Source organism: Flavobacterium sp. WC2509, from assembly GCF_052683105.1.
On record NZ_JBQZFG010000001.1, the window covers coordinates 3,662,536 to 3,678,712 of the forward strand.

Consider the following 16,177-nt stretch of genomic DNA (forward strand, 5'->3'; position numbering starts at 1 on the left):
ACTTTGTGATTAAAATATTGAACGTGATAGTATTAATTAAAAAGGAATCTAGTTTTTTATGTAAGATTCTAAATTAAAAAAGCCACTTTGTCATTCAGGGACAATAGTGGCTTTTTAAACAAATAAAAACTAAAAAAGATTATCAATATTTAGAAACAGTAAGCATTTTCTGCAACCAATTTTGAGGTGATTGTTTCCCTCAAACCAACAACATTTGGCATATTGGTGTATTTTGTAAAACGGCGTAAACCCATTAACATCATGCGTTGTTCATCACCTTCGGCGAATGAAATAATACTTTCTTTTCCTTTTTGAGTAATGATATCAACCGCTTGGTATAAGTACAATTGAGCCATTGCTATTTGTTCCTTGATTTTGTCGACACCATTTGTTTTGGCTAATTTTTCAGTTCTCAAGATGGTACTTTCTGCCATATAGATTTCAATTAAGATATCAGAGGCGGCCATTAATAACTGTTGGTGAGAATCTAAATCAGGTCCATATTTTTGAACAGCTCCACCGGCAACCATTAGGAATGCTTTTTTCAATTTACCAATCATTTCTTTTTCTTCAGTAAACAATTCAGAATAATCAGGAGTGTCAAAAGATGGAATTCCCATTAATTCTTCTTGTACTTTAGAAGCAGGTCCTAGTAAATCTACGTGCCCTTTCATTGCTTTTTTGATTAGCATTCCAACCGAAAGCATTCTGTTGATTTCATTTGTTCCTTCGTAGATGCGGGCAATACGGGCATCTCTCCAAGCACTTTCCATAGGCGTGTCCTCTGAGAATCCCATTCCACCAAAGATTTGGATTCCTTCATCTGCACAGTTTTGAACATCTTCAGAAACCGCTACTTTCAAGATAGAACACTCGATAGCATATTCTTCAACTCCTTTTAATTCTGATTCTTGATGCGAAACACCTTCAGCTTCACGAGCGGTAATTCTATCTTCAATGTCTTTTGCAGCACGGTAAGAAGCACTTTCTCCTGCGTAGCAAGAAGTCGCCATTTCGGCCAATTTAGAACGGATAGCACCAAACTGAGAAATAGCAGTATTAAATTGAATTCTTTCATTAGCATAGTGAACTGCTCCTGTGATTACTCTACGTTGTGCGTCCAAACAAGCAGCTGCCAATTTGATACGACCTACGTTTAAAGCATTCATAGCAATTTTGAAACCGTTTCCTCTTTCAGACAACATATTTTCAACAGGAACTTTAGTATCATTAAAGAAAACCTGACGAGTAGAGGAGGCACGAATTCCTAATTTGTGTTCTTCTTCTCCAAATGAAATTCCGTTATCGGCTGTATTTTCAAGAATAAATCCAGTAATGTTTTTATCATCTTCAATTCTTGCAAATACGATAAATAAAGAACAAAATCCTGCATTCGAAATCCACATTTTTTGTCCAGTGATTTTATAATGTGTACCATCTTCAGATAAAACAGCTTTCGTTTTTCCAGAATTTGCATCCGATCCAGCACCAGGTTCAGTTAAGCAATAAGCGCCAAACCATTCACCAGAAGCTAGTTTTGGCACATATTTTTGTTTTTGTTCTTCTGTTCCGTATAATGTTATTGGCATTGTACCAATTCCAGTATGAGCTCCAAAAGCAGTCGAGAACGAACCCGTTGCTCCCGAAATATAATCACATACCAAAACGGTATTAACAAATCCCATTCCCATTCCGCCATAAGCTTCGGGTACTGCTACGCTTAAGAAACCAAGATCTCCCGCTTTTTTCATACATTCTTGTGTATACCCGTAATCTTTTTTCTCAAAACGATCTTTGTGTGCCCACAATTCTTTATCAACGAACTCTCTAACAGAGTCACGCATCATTAACTGCTCTTCGTTGAAATCCTCTGGTGTGAAAATATCTTCACATTTTGTTTCTTTTACGATGAATTGACCACCACGGGTTACGTTTTTTTCGATTGTATCTGCCATTGCTTTTGTTTTTTGTATGTATTTTTATTTATGATTTTATTCCTCAATCTTGTCATTGCGAGGAACGAAGCAACCACATTTGCAAAATAAAACTTTGCGTAATTGTTAGTGAGGTTGCTTCGTTCCTCGCAATGACAAACTGAACGAATAACTTTATCTATAGTACCTCGTAAATCCCCGCAGAACCTTGTCCAGTCCCCACACACATAGAAACAATTCCATACTTGTTTCCTCTGCGTTTCATTTCGTCGAATAATTGAACAGAAAGTTTAGCACCTGTGCAACCAAGTGGATGACCCAAGGCAATTGCTCCACCGTTTACGTTTACGATATCCGGATTTAAACCTAACTCTCGAATTACAGCCAGAGACTGAGAAGCAAAAGCCTCGTTTAATTCAACTAAGTCAATATCTTTTAATTCTAAACCAGCTTGTTTCAATGCTTTCGGAATTGCTTTTACAGGACCGATACCCATAATTCTTGGCTCAACGCCAGATGAAGCAAAATTTACTAATCTGGCAATTGGCTCAAGGTTTAATTCTTTAACCATGTCCTCACTCATGATTAAAACAAAAGCAGCACCATCACTCATTTGTGATGAGTTACCTGCTGTAACGCTTCCGTCAGCAGCAAAAACAGGTCTCAATCCAGCTAAAGCAGCAACTGATGTTCCGGCTCTTGGACCTTCGTCTTGTTTTACAACGTATGATTTAGTTTCTTTTTTTCCGTTTTCATTGATGAAAGTCTGTTCAACAGTAATCGGAACGATTTGTTTGTCGAATTTACCTTCAGCTTGCGCTTTCAAAGCTTTCATATGAGAATTGTAAGCAAACTCATCCTGATCTTCTCTTGAGATTTTGTATTGATTGGCAACCGCTTCAGCAGTTAAACCCATTCCCCAGTAATAATCTTCGTGACCTGCAACGGCAACTTTATAATCCGGAGTTGGTTTGTAACCTCCCATCGGAATAAAACTCATACTTTCTGCTCCACCAGCGATGATACAATCTGCCATTCCTGATTGGATTTTAGCAGTTGCCATTCCGATAGTTTCTAATCCGGATGCACAATAACGGTTAACCGTAACACCAGGAACATCTTCAACTTTTAATCCCATTAATGAGATCAAACGTCCAACGTTAAGTCCTTGTTCTGCTTCCGGCATGGCATTTCCTACCATCACGTCATCGATACGTTTTTTGTCGAAATCAGGCAGTTCATCCATCATAAACTGAATGGTTTCTGCTGCTAATTCGTCAGGTCTTTTAAATCTAAAAACCCCTTTTGGTGCTTTTCCTACCGCAGTACGGTAAGCTTTTACGATATATGCTGTTTTCATAAATGATTGTATTAAGATTGGAGAATTAAGTATTAAGATTTTCCAATGTTTGCGTTGATTTTATCTTTTAGTGATCTTTGAAATGAAAAATTCATATTTGAAACCTCCACTAATTGATTAATAGTTGGTTGAATTATATCTTCATTAACAAGTTTAAGTCTTTTAGCAAGTATTAATTGAGTTATTAATTCAAAAGTAGAACCATTTGCAATTCCTAGAAAATGCATGAATTCTTTGTCTGAATTTCTTCCAGAACCTTCAGCAATATTTGAAGGTATAGAAACGGCACATTTTTTTATTTGATGATTTAAATTGAATTTTTCATCATTGGGTAATAATGAAGAAATTTCATAAACATGAACAGCAATGTCCATTGCTTTTTGCCAAATCTTTAATTTTTCAAATTGATGCATATTTCTGAGTCTTAATACTTAATTCTTGATACTTCAATCTAATTTCTCAAAGGTTTTCCTTTAGTTAACATATATTGAATTCTCTCTAAAGTCTTTCTCTCAGTACATAAACTCAGGAAAGCTTCACGTTCGATATCTAATAAATATTGTTCAGATACTAAAGTCGCTTCAGATAAATCTCCACCAGCCATAACATAAGCCAGTTTATTAGCGATTTTTTTATCGTGTTCCGAAATGTATTTTCCAGCTTCCATTTGATCCGTTCCAACTAAGAACATTCCAAGTGCTTGTTTACCTAAAACCTTAACATCAGTTCTTCTGATCGGTTGTGTATAACCTGCTTCAGCCATTAACAAAGCATGTTTCTTAGCTTCAGCGATCTGACGATCTTTGTTTACTACGATAACATCTTTTCCATGTTGAAGAAGACCTGTATCAAAAGCTTCGTAACCTGAAGTTGATACTTTTGCCATAGCGATCGTTAAGAAATACTCCTGAAGAACGTTCAATTCCACATCGTTTTTACGGAATAAATCAGACGCTCTTAAAGCCATTTCTTTAGATCCACCACCACCAGGAAGTACACCCACACCAAATTCAACTAATCCCATGTACGTTTCTGCAGCAGCAACCACTTTATCAGCGTGTAAGCTCATTTCGCATCCACCACCAAAAGTCATTCCGTGAGGCGCTACTACAACTGGAATTGAAGAGTAACGAACGCGCATCATAGTGTCTTGGAACAATTTGATCGCCATGTTCAATTCGTCATATTCCTGCTCAACTGCCATCATGAAAATCATTCCGATATTAGCTCCAACAGAGAAATTTGCTGCCTGGTTACCAATAACTAAACCTTGATATTCTTTTTCAGATAAGTCGATTGCTTTATTGATAGCCTGAAGTACATCGCCACCAATAGTATTCATTTTAGATTGGAATTCTAAGTTCAAGATTCCATCTCCTAAATCCTGAATGATTGCACCGCTATTGCTCCAAACTTTTTTGCTTTCGCGAATGTTGTTCAGAATAATAAATGCATCTTGTCCCGGAACTTTAACTTGAGATTTTGTTGGAATGTTGTAGAAATATGTCGCTCCTTCTTTTACAGAGTAGAAACTCTCACTTCCGGAAGCCAACATTTCAGTAACCCATGTAGCTGGCTCTAAACCTTCTGCTTTCATGATTTCGATTCCGTTGGCAACACCAATCGCGTCCCAAATTTCGAATGGACCGTTTTCCCATCCAAAACCGGCTTTCATCGCATCATCAATTTTGTATAATTCGTCTGAGATTTCAGGAATTCTATTTGACACGTAGGCAAACATTCCGGCGAAACTCTTACGGTAGAATTCTCCCGCTTTGTCTTTTCCTTTTACTAAAACTTTAAAGCGATTGATTGGTTTATCAATAGTTTTTGTTAGTTCAAGCGTAGCAAAATTTGCTTTTTTAGCGGCACGGTATTCTAATGTATCTAAGTCTAAAGACAAAATGTCTTTGTCTACTTTTTTGTAAAAACCCTGACCAGTTTTGCTTCCTAACCATTTATTTTCCATCATTTTGTTGACGAAATCAGGAAGTTTAAACAATTCATGTTGTTCGTCGTTAGGGCAGTTTTCGTAGATACCGTTGGCAACGTGTACCAATGTATCCAAACCAACAACGTCAACCGTACGGAAAGTAGCCGATTTTGGACGACCAATTACCGGGCCAGTCAATTTATCCACTTCTTCAATTGTTAATCCCATTTCTTTTACCAAGTGGAATAAGCTCTGAATCCCGTAAATACCAATTCTATTTCCAATAAACGCCGGAGTATCTTTAGCAACAACCGAAGTTTTTCCTAAGAATTTAGATCCGTATTCGTTTAAGAAATCCAATACTTCAGTTGAAGTTTTAGGACCAGGAATAATTTCAAATAATTTTAAGTAACGCGCAGGGTTAAAAAAGTGAGTTCCGCAGAAATGTTTTTGAAAGTCTTCACTTCTTCCTTCGCTCATAAAATGAATTGGAATACCAGAAGTGTTTGATGTAACCAAAGTTCCCGGAGTACGGAATTTCTCGATTTGCTCAAAAACTAATTTTTTGATATCCAAACGCTCTACAACAACTTCAATAATCCAGTCAACATTGGCAATTTTTGCCATATCATCAGTCGTATTTCCAGTTGTGATTTGGCTAGCAAATTTTTGGCTGTAAATAGGAGAGGGTTTCGATTTTAATGAGTTGGTTAAATGTTCGTTTACCACTCGGTTGCGAACAGCTTTGCTTTCAAGAGTAAGCCCTTTTTTGGCTTCTGCATCAGTCAATTCTCTTGGAATGATATCTAACAATAAGACTTCAACTCCAATATTGGCAAAATGACAGGCAATACCTGAACCCATAATTCCAGATCCAATTACTGCAACTTTTTTAATGGTGCGTTTCATATTTTGATGTTTATTGCTTTTTATTAGTCATGATTTTTAGTGTAATTTTTTTATTTTGATGCTAAAAGAATTACAGTTTTGTTTGGATTTAAAAACGCCTCACTCGTTAATTTTTAGAATTTTGAATTGTGGCGTTTTCGTCTCCGTCTTCAGATTTAAATATGTGCTTATTTTGAATTAGTTCGTTGATAATTTCAGCGACTTCAATGAAGTTGTTGATTTTTTCTTCCGAGATATGTTGCCTTACAGATTCATTAAATTTCAAAACGGTATTCTTAGAAAGCTCTCTTTTTTCTCTTCCAAAATCGGTTAGATAAATCAAAACGCCTCTTCCGTCATCTGGATTTTTCTTTCTGGTAATTAAACCTTTTTCTTCCATTGATTTCAAGGTTCTGGTCAAACTTGTAGCTTCCATTCCCATTCTAGGTCCTAATGCTGTCGACGGTGTTCCTTCTTCTCTGTCCATGCTTAATAATGCAAATCCAGTTGCCATTGTTGCATCATATTTATTTGCTTCCTCATTATACATTCTGGAAACGGCTTGCCAGGTTGCTCTTAGGATATAATCTAGTGTTTTGTTTTTCATAAGCTACTATATCGATTTCAAATGTAATAAAAAAAATACTATGCATGCATAATAAATGTATTTTTTTTTAATTTTTTTATAAATATAATTAAAAAACTCCTTTTAAATAAAGGGTTTATGAAAATATTATGCATGCGCGGTATATGCTACTTCGAACGAAAAGGAAGTTTTTTGAAGATTTTTATCGAAAGAGATAAAAAACATTTTTGAAGTCAAAAAAGTGCTTAGATTTTTATATTAACTTGAAGTTATTCTTTATAATAAATAAAAAAGAGACTGTCCTTTTGAGGACAATCTCTTTGAATTTAAAAGCTAAATAGGATTATTACGGCTGACCATAAATTTTATCATAAAGATCTTTATAGATTTCTTTGATGATTTTACGTTTTAGTTTTAGGGTAGGAGTAAGCTGCCCGCCATTTATTGACCAAACATCTGGAGTTAATTCAAAACGTTTGATTTGTTCCCAATGTCCAAATTTGGTGTTCAATTGATCAACCTCTTCCTTAATACGAGCAACTACCTTTGGATTATCAATAATTTCTTCATTGGTTTTTCCTAATTCTATTTTATGTATTTTAGCCCATTCTTTGACGAATTCAAAACTTGGCTGAATGAATGCAGCTGGCATTTTTTCTCCATCACCAATCACCATAATCTGCTCGATAAAACGAGATTGTTTCATAGTGTTTTCGATAAGCTGAGGTGCAATATATTTTCCGCCAGACGTTTTGAACATTTCTTTCTTTCTGTCGGTAATTGATAAAAAACCATCTTTATCAATATTACCAATATCTCCCGTATGAAAATAACCATCAATTATGGCCTCAGCAGTTTTTTCAGGATCTTTGTAATACCCCATCATCACATTTGGGCCTTTGCAAAGAATTTCACCATCTTCGGCAATTTTCACTTCTACATTATTGATGATTTTTCCAGCAGTTCCTATTTTAAATCCTTTGTTTCTAAAATCATTTACGGAGATTACAGGAGAAGTTTCAGATAATCCGTAGCCTTCCATAATGTATATTTCTGCTGCTGCAAAAATTCTGGCTAATCTTGGTTGAAGTGCGGCACTTCCGTTTACAATTAAATCTAATTTTCCGCCCAAACCAGCTTTCCATTTACTGAAAATTAATTTCCGAGCTATTTTTAATTGCAATTCATACCAAAAACCATTAACGCCATAAGGTTCGTATTTTAAACCTATTTCAACAGCCCAGAAGAAAAGTTTCTTTTTAATTCCTGTAAGATCAGAACCTTTGGCAATAATTTTTTCGTAAACTTTTTCGATAAGTCTTGGAACACCAGTCATTACTGATGGACTAATTTCTTTGATGTTGTCAGAAATTTTTTCAATAGATTCTCCAAAATAAATGGAACAACCATAAAATTGATAAATATAAGTTACCATTCGCTCATAAATGTGGCAAATAGGTAAGAAGCTCAACGCACGACTTACACCTTCTTCAAACGGAATTCTGTCGGCACTATTCAAAACATTAGAAACAATATTTTTATGAGATAACATAACTCCCTTTGGTCTTCCTGTTGTTCCTGAGGTATAAATAATTGTAGCTAAATCTTCTGGATCTACATTCTTTTTTCGCTCTTCAACTTCATTTTGATTGCTAGTATCTTCACCTAGTTTTAATAGTTTATTCCAGTTTTTGCAACCTTCAATTTCATCAAAAGAAAAAACTTCTTTCAAAGATGAAACGTTGGCTTTTATAGCATTGATTTTTTTAAATAATTCAGCATCTGAAACGAACACATACATCGCTTCTGAATGATTTAGGATATACTCATAATCTTCTTCGGTGATGGTTGGATAAATTGGTACGTTTTGTGCACCAGTTTGCAAAATACCAACATCCATGATATGCCACTCCGTTCTATTATTGCTAGAAATGATGGCGACCTTATCATTTTTTTGAATACCCATTCGTAGCAATGCCCTAGAAATAGCATTGGCTTTGTCAATATATTCTTGAGTTGATGTTTTTACCCAAACGCCATTTTGCTTTGTTACTAAAGCATCTGGTTTGTTGTATTTTTCTAGCTGATAGTATGGAAAATCAAAGAGGCGATTGATAGTTGTCATTATGAGATTGTTAAATTATACTGCAAATTAAATAAAATTTAATAATTATTTTTATTTTCCAAAGATTAATTATTGTTTATATAATTACAATATTGGTAATCAACGAAATCGTTTTCTTAATTGGTTAAATTTGAATGAATTGTATTGATAAAATTATTTTTAAGACTGTTTATAATTTGTTAAAGTAAAAGAAGCTGAGCTATTTGCATTACTTGATTTTAAAAATAATTATTCGATATATTCTTTTACACGCTCTCCAGAAATGAACATTTTCTTTTTGTCAAAATGAATAGAAAATGGCTGTAATTTCCATTCGTCTTCATTCTCAGATTTACTATTTATTTTATACCAAAAAGAGTATTTTGCACTATTGAATCCTTCTTTGAAAATTGGAACTCCCAATTGAGTACATTCGATTCCCCAGATAATATTTTCTTTGATGAGGTCTTCATTTTGCATAATTCCAGTTCCATCGGAGTTTAGAAATGTGGTAGGTGAAGTTTGATTTACATAGGTGTATAAACCTGAAATTGGGTAGCCAATAACGTTAGCGATATAGTGATTTTTATTATCACTCTTAATTTTAGTCACTTTAATTTGGGCAAAAGAATGGGAGGCACTCAGTACAAGAGCAGTAAGCAATAATGTAAAATTTTTCATGGATGTAGGTTAATTGTAGCAATAGCAAAGAGTAGAGGGCATTACTTTTTAAACTATCTAAGCTTCAATGGTATTAAATTGGTTACTTATTATTGTTGAATTTCAGGCTAAGATACAAACTGGGTTTTAGATAAAAAACTATAAATAGCGGTAATTATAAACATATAAATTGCGTTCATTGTTTCCTTTTGGAGAATAAAAATTTTATCAATTGCATTTCGTTTAGAGTCAGGTTTATAGGAGGAAATCGCCTTACTAGTGCATTTGTAGTGTTGTTTAAATTGTTCTTAAACCTTGAAATTTATTTAGACTTTTTGATAAAATATGCCTGTAAATATTATAACTACAATACTCATTTAGGGGTATTTTTTTTATTAAAAAAAATGTTAAATTTGTTTATGGCTAGAAAATTTCTTTTGTATTTCATCCTTTTTATTATTGGAACTGTTCAGGCCGCTCCATTGAAAACGTATGTATACAACAATGATTTTCATCATTTATCTTTTTATTATGAGTATTTAGAAGATTGTAATTCTTTTTCGACTCAAGAAGTAATTCAAAATTTTAAGGCGGGAAAATTTCAGCATCCTACGCCTGATAAAGCGTTTAGTTCTGGAATTTCAACTTGTAGTTATTGGTTAGCCCTTGATGTTAAAAACGGCTCAGGTAAAAACCAAAAAATGCTTTGGAGTTTTTTTAATAATGGTTTGTCTTTTTCACTCTATGAATTCAAAAATAATAAACTCGTATTTATAGATCAATCGTCTATGCATGAGCGCCTTGATGAGCGTTCTTTTCCAGTAAGAAGTATTTCGTTTCCATTTTATTTAGATAATAATCAAAGTAAAATTTTGTTTGTCAAAGTTACCCCAACAGTCAATAAAAACATTTATTTCCCTACCACCATTAAAACTGTAGAGGAATATTTGACTGACGAATTAGAGTTTAGTTATTTGATGGGTAAGTATTTTGGAATCTTATTGTTGACAATATTTATCAATCTTTGCCTATTTGTAATATTGAAAAAGAAAATTTATTGGTACAATATTTTTTATATTTTCTTTATTGTTTTATTTCAATTTTCAGACTTTCATTTTGATTCTTTAGAAATTCCAAATGCTTTTTTCCATTTTTGGAGCTACATTAACAAAGATTTTTATATCGCATTATCGATATTTTTTTATGTCAGGGTTTTTCAAATTTTTGTTGAGTTACCCAAACATTTTCCAAAATTAAATTCGATTTTAAACTATTTGAATTACATCTTATTATTGAGTGCAGTCTTAATTTTTGTGAGTAGTATTTTATTCCATCAAAGCAACTATTTTAGCCACTTTGTTAACGGTTTAATCAATGTTATGATTTATGTTATAATCGGTTTTATACTGGTTATAATTGTTATTGGAATTCGATTTAAAATTGGTTTTTTCATGTTGTTTGGATTGTCGTTTGTATTTCTGTTTTATGGTTTTTTAGGGTATTTATTGAATACTTTAAACATTGCTAATTTGCCAATATTCAGACCGGGAAATTTGATTAACGGCTCGGTTATAGAAGTTGTATTGCTTACTATTTTCTTTGTTTACAAATTTAAATTAGATAAAGAAAAAGCGGCTTTAAAAATAATTACTGAAATTAGAAAAAACGATGATTTGTCTAAAAAGATGCTTACGATTGAATCGAATGAGCAGGAAAGATTGGCACGAAACATTCATGATGAGATTGGTAGCGATATAACAGGGCTTCGATTACAGTTGGAGAGTCATTTGTTGGAAAGTAATCTGTCTTCAGAACAACAAGAATCTATACTTGAAAATGTAAAAACATTATATGAAAAAGTGAGGGACTTAAGTTACTTTATGAACCCAATGGAATTTAATACTAATTTTATTGCTACAATTGAAGATCAGGTTTCTTTCTATAGAAAAAATGTAAAAAATGTCGAATTCGAGTTGTTTACAAATCTGAAAGAATCTGATGTTTTTCTGCCTGAAATTCAATCTCAGTTGACTAGAATCATTAAAGAAGCCTGTACAAATGCATTAAAACATTCGTTGGCTTCAAAGATTTCAATACAATTAATTTCTGAAAACGACTTGCTTTTGTTGATGATTGAAGATAACGGCATAGGTTTTGATACTGGAAATGAGTTTAAGAGCTTTGGCTTGGAAAACATGAAGTCTAGAGTTGCATTTTTAAGAGGGATAATTACTTTGGAAAGTAATAAAAAAGGGACTTCAATAATTATAGAAATTCCATTAGTATGACGACATTGAATTATAATATTGTTATTGCAGATGATCATAAGTTGATCATTTCGGGTATTAATTATATTATCTCCTCTAATAATTTAGGTGAAATAATTAGTGAAGTTTATGATGGGGTAGAACTACTTCAGTTTTTGCAAAATAATAAGGTAGATTTAGCTATAATCGATATAAATATGCCTGAATTGAATGGAATAGAAGCTGCAAAAAAAATTATCGACTTGTATCCTACTATTTCAATTTTGATGCTCAGTCAGTATGAAAATATTGAATTAATAAAAAAATTAAAATGCATTGGTGTAAAAGGGTATCTGTCTAAAAATTTCGAAGTTACTGAATTGATAGAAGGAATTAAGACGATAAAAGAAGATGGTTTTTTCTTTCCATCGTTAGATGCAGATATAGGGATTATAAAAAACGACAAATCTCACTTGACTACAAGAGAAATTGAAATCATTTCCCTTATTGCTGAAGGGAAAACATCAAAAGAAATTGCTGGTGAACTTTTTTTGAGTGAATATACTATAGAAACTCATCGAAGAAATTGTATGCGAAAATTAGAAGTCAACTCTATTATTCCTCTTCTCAATAGAGCAAAAGAATTAGGTTATATTTTTTGACAATATTATAAAAAAAATGCTTCCATTTCTGGAAGCATTTTTTAGCTTATTTAGTTTTGTCAATCCATTTTCTGGCATTTACAAAAGCTTCATGCCAAGGCGTAACCTCGTCATTTCTATCTTTTGGATAATTAGCCCAGTTCCATTGGAAAGTAGAACGCTCAATGTGAGGCATCATTACCAAGTGACGACCAGTTGTATCGCACATCATAGCGGTATTATAGTCAGAACCATTAGGATTTGCAGGATAACTATCATAACCGTATTTTCCAACGATGTTGTAGTTTGCTTCAGCTTCTGGTAAATTAAATTTTCCTTCACCGTGAGAAACCCAAACTCCAAGAGTACTTCCCGCCAAAGTCGACAACATCACCGATTTGTTTTCTTGAATGGTTACCGATGTAAAAATACTTTCGTGTTTGTGGCTTTCGTTATGAAGCATTTTTCCGTGAACTTTATGCTCAGGATTGATTACTTCCAATTCCATAAACAATTGGCAACCATTACAAATTCCAACAGATAAAGTATCTTCTCTTTTGAAGAAATTTTTCAAAGCTGTGTTTGCTTTTTCGTTGTATTTGAATGCTCCAGCCCAACCTTTTGCAGAACCTAAAACATCAGAGTTAGAGAAACCTCCAACAGCTCCAATGAACTGAATATCTTCTAAAGTTTCACGACCAGAAATTAAATCGGTCATGTGAACGTCTTTTACATCAAAACCTGCTAAGTACATTGCATTCGCCATTTCACGCTCAGAATTACTTCCTTTTTCACGGATAATTGCTGCTTTTGGTCTTGGTTTTGAATTGTCAATTTCAGGTTTTTTCCCTGTAAAATGAGTTGGGAAAGTATAGTTTAAAACTTGATTTTTATAATTGTCAAAACGAGCTTGAGCTGTTCCGTTTTTAGATTGTTTTTGGTCTAATAAGAAAGACGTTTTAAACCAAATGTCTCTGTATTTGGCAATGTCTAATTTGCAAGGACCAAAGTCTAAAGTAGCTTCAGTTGTTGCGTTTCCTAATTTGAAGAAAGATACATTGTTAGCGTTCAATTTAGCTTCAACCGCTTCATCAGAATTAGCTTGGAAAACTACCGCTATGTTTTCAGCAAAAAGATATTTGATAATGTCTTTTTCTTCAAAAACAGAGAAATCAATTTTAGCTCCCAAATTCACATCAGCAAAACACATTTCAAGTAAAGTAGTGATTAAACCACCGCTTCCGATATCGTGACCCGCTAGAATTTGGTTTTCACCAATTAATTCCTGAATGGTATTAAAAGCATTTTTAAAGAAAACAGCATCTTTAATGGTTGCTGTTTCGTTTCCAATAGCATTTAGAATTTGTGCAAAAGAAGAACCTCCTAATTTGAATTCGTCTTGGGACAAATTGATATAATAAATAGAACCACCATCTTTTTGTAAAACAGGTTCTACTACTTTTCTAATATCAGTACAATTTCCACCAGCTGAAATAATTACCGTTCCCGGTGCGATTACTTCGTCATTTGGATATTTTTGTTTCATCGAAAGTGAATCTTTTCCAGTTGGAATGTTGATTCCCAATTCGATTGCAAAATCAGAACAAGCTTCAACAGCAGCGTATAAACGAGCGTCTTCACCTGCGTTTTTACAAGCCCACATCCAGTTAGCAGATAATGAAATTCCTTTCATTCCGTCTTTAATTGGAGCCCAAACAATATTTGATAATGATTCGGCAATAGCAGTTCTTGTTCCTGCAACCGGGTCAATCAAAGAGGCAATAGGAGAGTGACCAATAGAGGTTGCAATTCCTTCTCTACCATTATAATCTAAAGCCATTACACCAACGTTGTTCAGTGGCAATTGCAATGGTCCAGCACACTGTTGTTTAGCAACTTTTCCACCTACACAACGGTCAACTTTATTTGTTAACCAGTCTTTACAAGCCACAGCCTCTAATTGCAATACAGCTTCTAAATAAGTAGCAATATTTTTTGCATCATAGTTTAAAGCGCCATAGTTGTAATCAATAGTTGTATCGTTCATTATTGTTTTTGGTGAACTTCCGAAGAAATCTTCCAAAGCATAATCCATTGGCTTAGCACCAGTTGATTTTGATTCGAATGTAAAACGGTGGTCACCAGTTACATCACCAACTTGGTACATTGGAGAACGTTCTCTGTCTGCAATGCGTTGTAAAGTATCGATGTCTTTTTGACCAATAACTAATCCCATTCTTTCCTGAGATTCGTTACCGATAATTTCTTTTGCTGAAAGCGTTGGATCACCCACAGGTAATTTATCCAAATCAATTAAACCTCCAGTTTCTTCCACTAATTCCGAAAGACAGTTTAAGTGTCCACCAGCACCGTGATCGTGAATAGAAACAATTGGATTATTATCGCTTTCTACCAAACCACGAATGGCATTGGCAGCACGTTTTTGCATTTCTGGATTCGAACGTTGAATAGCATTCAACTCGATTCCTGAACCGAAAGCACCAGTATCTGCAGAAGAAACTGCAGCACCACCCATTCCAATTCTATAATTTTCTCCACCAAGGATAACGATTTTGTCGCCTTCTTGTGGTTTCTTTTTTATTGCTTGATCTAATTTTCCAAAACCAATTCCACCTGCTTGCATGATTACTTTATCGTAACCAATTTTACGGTTGTTTTCTTGGTGTTCGAAAGTTAGAACAGAACCAGTAATAAGCGGTTGTCCAAATTTATTTCCAAAATCTGAAGCTCCGTTGGATGCTTTTATCAAAATATCCATTGGTGTTTGGTACAACCATTTTCTTTCGGCTACAGCATCTTCCCAAGGTCTGTTTTCCTCTAAACGAGAATATGAAGTCATGTAAACAGCTGTTCCTGCTAATGGTAATGACCCTTGTCCACCTGCTAAACGGTCACGAATTTCTCCTCCAGCACCTGTTGCAGCTCCGTTGAAAGGTTCTACAGTTGTTGGGAAATTGTGTGTTTCTGCTTTTAATGAAATTACAGAATCAAATTCTTTTACTTCGTAAAAATCAGGTTTGTCTGCTGATTTTGGAGCAAATTGTTCTACTCTAGGTCCTTTTACAAAAGCAACGTTGTCTTTGTAAGCCGAAACAATATCGTTAGGATTTTCCTGAGATGTTTTTTTGATTAATTTGAATAAAGAAGTCTCTTTTTCTACACCATCAATTACAAAAGTTCCGTTGAAAATTTTGTGACGACAGTGCTCAGAATTGGCTTGTGAGAAAGCAAAAATCTCAGAGTCCGTTAGTTTTCGTCCTAATTTAATAGCTAAATTATTCAAATAATCTTCTTCTTCCGTACTTAAAGCCAAACCTTCCGATTTGTTGTAAGCAGCAATATCATCAATTTCTAAAATAGCTTCTGGCTGAATGTCAATCGTATAAATATCTTGATTTAACTCCGTATATTTTTGAGAAAGCATAGGGTCAAAATCAGAGAAATCTTCTGTTACCTTTTGAAATTCTTCGATTCTAATAATGCCAGAAATCCCCATATTTTGAGTAATCTCAACGGCATTTGTACTCCAAGGCGTAATCATAGCTGCGCGAGGACCAACAAAAAAATCCGTCAATGCGGATTTTTCTATTTTATTTGCATCGGCAAAAAGCCAGTTGAGTTTTGAAATGTCTTGAGCCGAAATTTCGTTTTGCGTTTGTACGGCAAAAACAGTTTTGCTTTGGTTTTCAAAGAAATGAATCATCGTTTGTAGTTTGTTGTATTTAACGGTGCAAATTTAGTTTAAATATATAGTAAGAGCAAATGTGAAAAGCAAACTATTTGGTAAAATCAAATAATTAAACA

10 protein-coding genes are annotated in these 16,177 nt (G+C 34.0%); 2 read left to right on the forward strand and 8 right to left on the reverse strand.

All coding sequences use genetic code 11. From position 1 onward, the window contains the following. Positions 1-149 precede the first annotated feature (149 nt). From ACUN3A_RS15390 to ACUN3A_RS15420, 7 genes are all read right to left on the reverse strand, one after another. A complete protein-coding gene (locus ACUN3A_RS15390; RefSeq protein ID WP_445552168.1) occupies positions 150-1,955 on the reverse strand; it encodes an acyl-CoA dehydrogenase family protein in 1,806 nt (601 codons plus the stop codon). Positions 1,956-2,112: 157 nt separating this feature from the next. Beyond that, positions 2,113-3,294, reverse strand: a complete 1,182-nt coding sequence (locus ACUN3A_RS15395) for an acetyl-CoA C-acyltransferase (RefSeq protein ID WP_445552169.1) — start codon at positions 3,292-3,294, stop codon at positions 2,113-2,115. Positions 3,295-3,326: 32 nt separating this feature from the next. Beyond that, positions 3,327-3,707: a four helix bundle protein gene (locus ACUN3A_RS15400; protein WP_445552170.1), complete on the reverse strand. Its 381-nt coding sequence runs from the start codon at positions 3,705-3,707 to the stop codon at positions 3,327-3,329. Between the two features lie 38 nt (positions 3,708-3,745). Continuing rightward, positions 3,746-6,136, reverse strand: a complete 2,391-nt coding sequence (locus ACUN3A_RS15405) for a 3-hydroxyacyl-CoA dehydrogenase/enoyl-CoA hydratase family protein (protein WP_445552171.1) — start codon at positions 6,134-6,136, stop codon at positions 3,746-3,748. Positions 6,137-6,242: 106 nt separating this feature from the next. After that, a complete protein-coding gene (locus ACUN3A_RS15410; RefSeq protein WP_445552172.1) occupies positions 6,243-6,722 on the reverse strand; it encodes a MarR family winged helix-turn-helix transcriptional regulator in 480 nt (159 codons plus the stop codon). A gap of 325 nt (positions 6,723-7,047) precedes the next feature. Continuing rightward, complete coding sequence (locus ACUN3A_RS15415; RefSeq protein ID WP_445552173.1) at positions 7,048-8,826, reverse strand: AMP-dependent synthetase/ligase; 1,779 nt, start codon at positions 8,824-8,826, stop codon at positions 7,048-7,050. A gap of 228 nt (positions 8,827-9,054) precedes the next feature. Continuing rightward, entirely contained in the window at positions 9,055-9,486 is a 432-nt protein-coding gene (locus ACUN3A_RS15420) for a hypothetical protein (protein ID WP_445552174.1), read from the reverse strand. Positions 9,487-9,884: 398 nt separating this feature from the next. Between ACUN3A_RS15420 and ACUN3A_RS15425 the strand changes: the two genes are divergently transcribed. Both ACUN3A_RS15425 and ACUN3A_RS15430 read left to right on the forward strand, forming a co-directional pair. Then, complete coding sequence (locus ACUN3A_RS15425; protein ID WP_445552175.1) at positions 9,885-11,753, forward strand: sensor histidine kinase; 1,869 nt, start codon at positions 9,885-9,887, stop codon at positions 11,751-11,753. After that, on the forward strand, positions 11,750-12,373 hold the full coding sequence (locus ACUN3A_RS15430) for a response regulator (RefSeq protein WP_445552176.1): 624 nt from the start codon (positions 11,750-11,752) through the stop codon (positions 12,371-12,373). The genes ACUN3A_RS15425 and ACUN3A_RS15430 overlap by 4 nt, the downstream gene beginning before the upstream one ends. Positions 12,374-12,419: 46 nt before the next feature. Here ACUN3A_RS15430 and purL read toward each other — a convergent pair whose 3' ends face one another. Continuing rightward, positions 12,420-16,076 carry a phosphoribosylformylglycinamidine synthase gene (gene purL, locus ACUN3A_RS15435; RefSeq protein WP_445552177.1) on the reverse strand — a complete coding sequence of 1,219 codons (3,657 nt, stop codon included), beginning with the start codon at positions 16,074-16,076 and terminating at the stop codon, positions 12,420-12,422. Positions 16,077-16,177: the final 101 nt, after the last annotated feature.

Coding starts and splice junctions, on each gene's coding strand:
- ACUN3A_RS15390 (WP_445552168.1), bottom strand. CDS start 1,955: ATGGCAGATACAATCGAAAAAAACGTAACCCGTGGTGGTCAATTCATC.
- ACUN3A_RS15395 (WP_445552169.1), bottom strand. CDS start 3,294: ATGAAAACAGCATATATCGTAAAAGCTTACCGTACTGCGGTAGGAAAA.
- ACUN3A_RS15400 (WP_445552170.1), bottom strand. CDS start 3,707: ATGCATCAATTTGAAAAATTAAAGATTTGGCAAAAAGCAATGGACATT.
- ACUN3A_RS15405 (WP_445552171.1), bottom strand. CDS start 6,136: ATGAAACGCACCATTAAAAAAGTTGCAGTAATTGGATCTGGAATTATG.
- ACUN3A_RS15410 (WP_445552172.1), bottom strand. CDS start 6,722: ATGAAAAACAAAACACTAGATTATATCCTAAGAGCAACCTGGCAAGCC.
- ACUN3A_RS15415 (WP_445552173.1), bottom strand. CDS start 8,826: ATGACAACTATCAATCGCCTCTTTGATTTTCCATACTATCAGCTAGAA.
- ACUN3A_RS15420 (WP_445552174.1), bottom strand. CDS start 9,486: ATGAAAAATTTTACATTATTGCTTACTGCTCTTGTACTGAGTGCCTCC.
- ACUN3A_RS15425 (WP_445552175.1), top strand. CDS start 9,885: ATGGCTAGAAAATTTCTTTTGTATTTCATCCTTTTTATTATTGGAACT.
- ACUN3A_RS15430 (WP_445552176.1), top strand. CDS start 11,750: ATGACGACATTGAATTATAATATTGTTATTGCAGATGATCATAAGTTG.
- purL (WP_445552177.1), bottom strand. CDS start 16,076: ATGATTCATTTCTTTGAAAACCAAAGCAAAACTGTTTTTGCCGTACAA.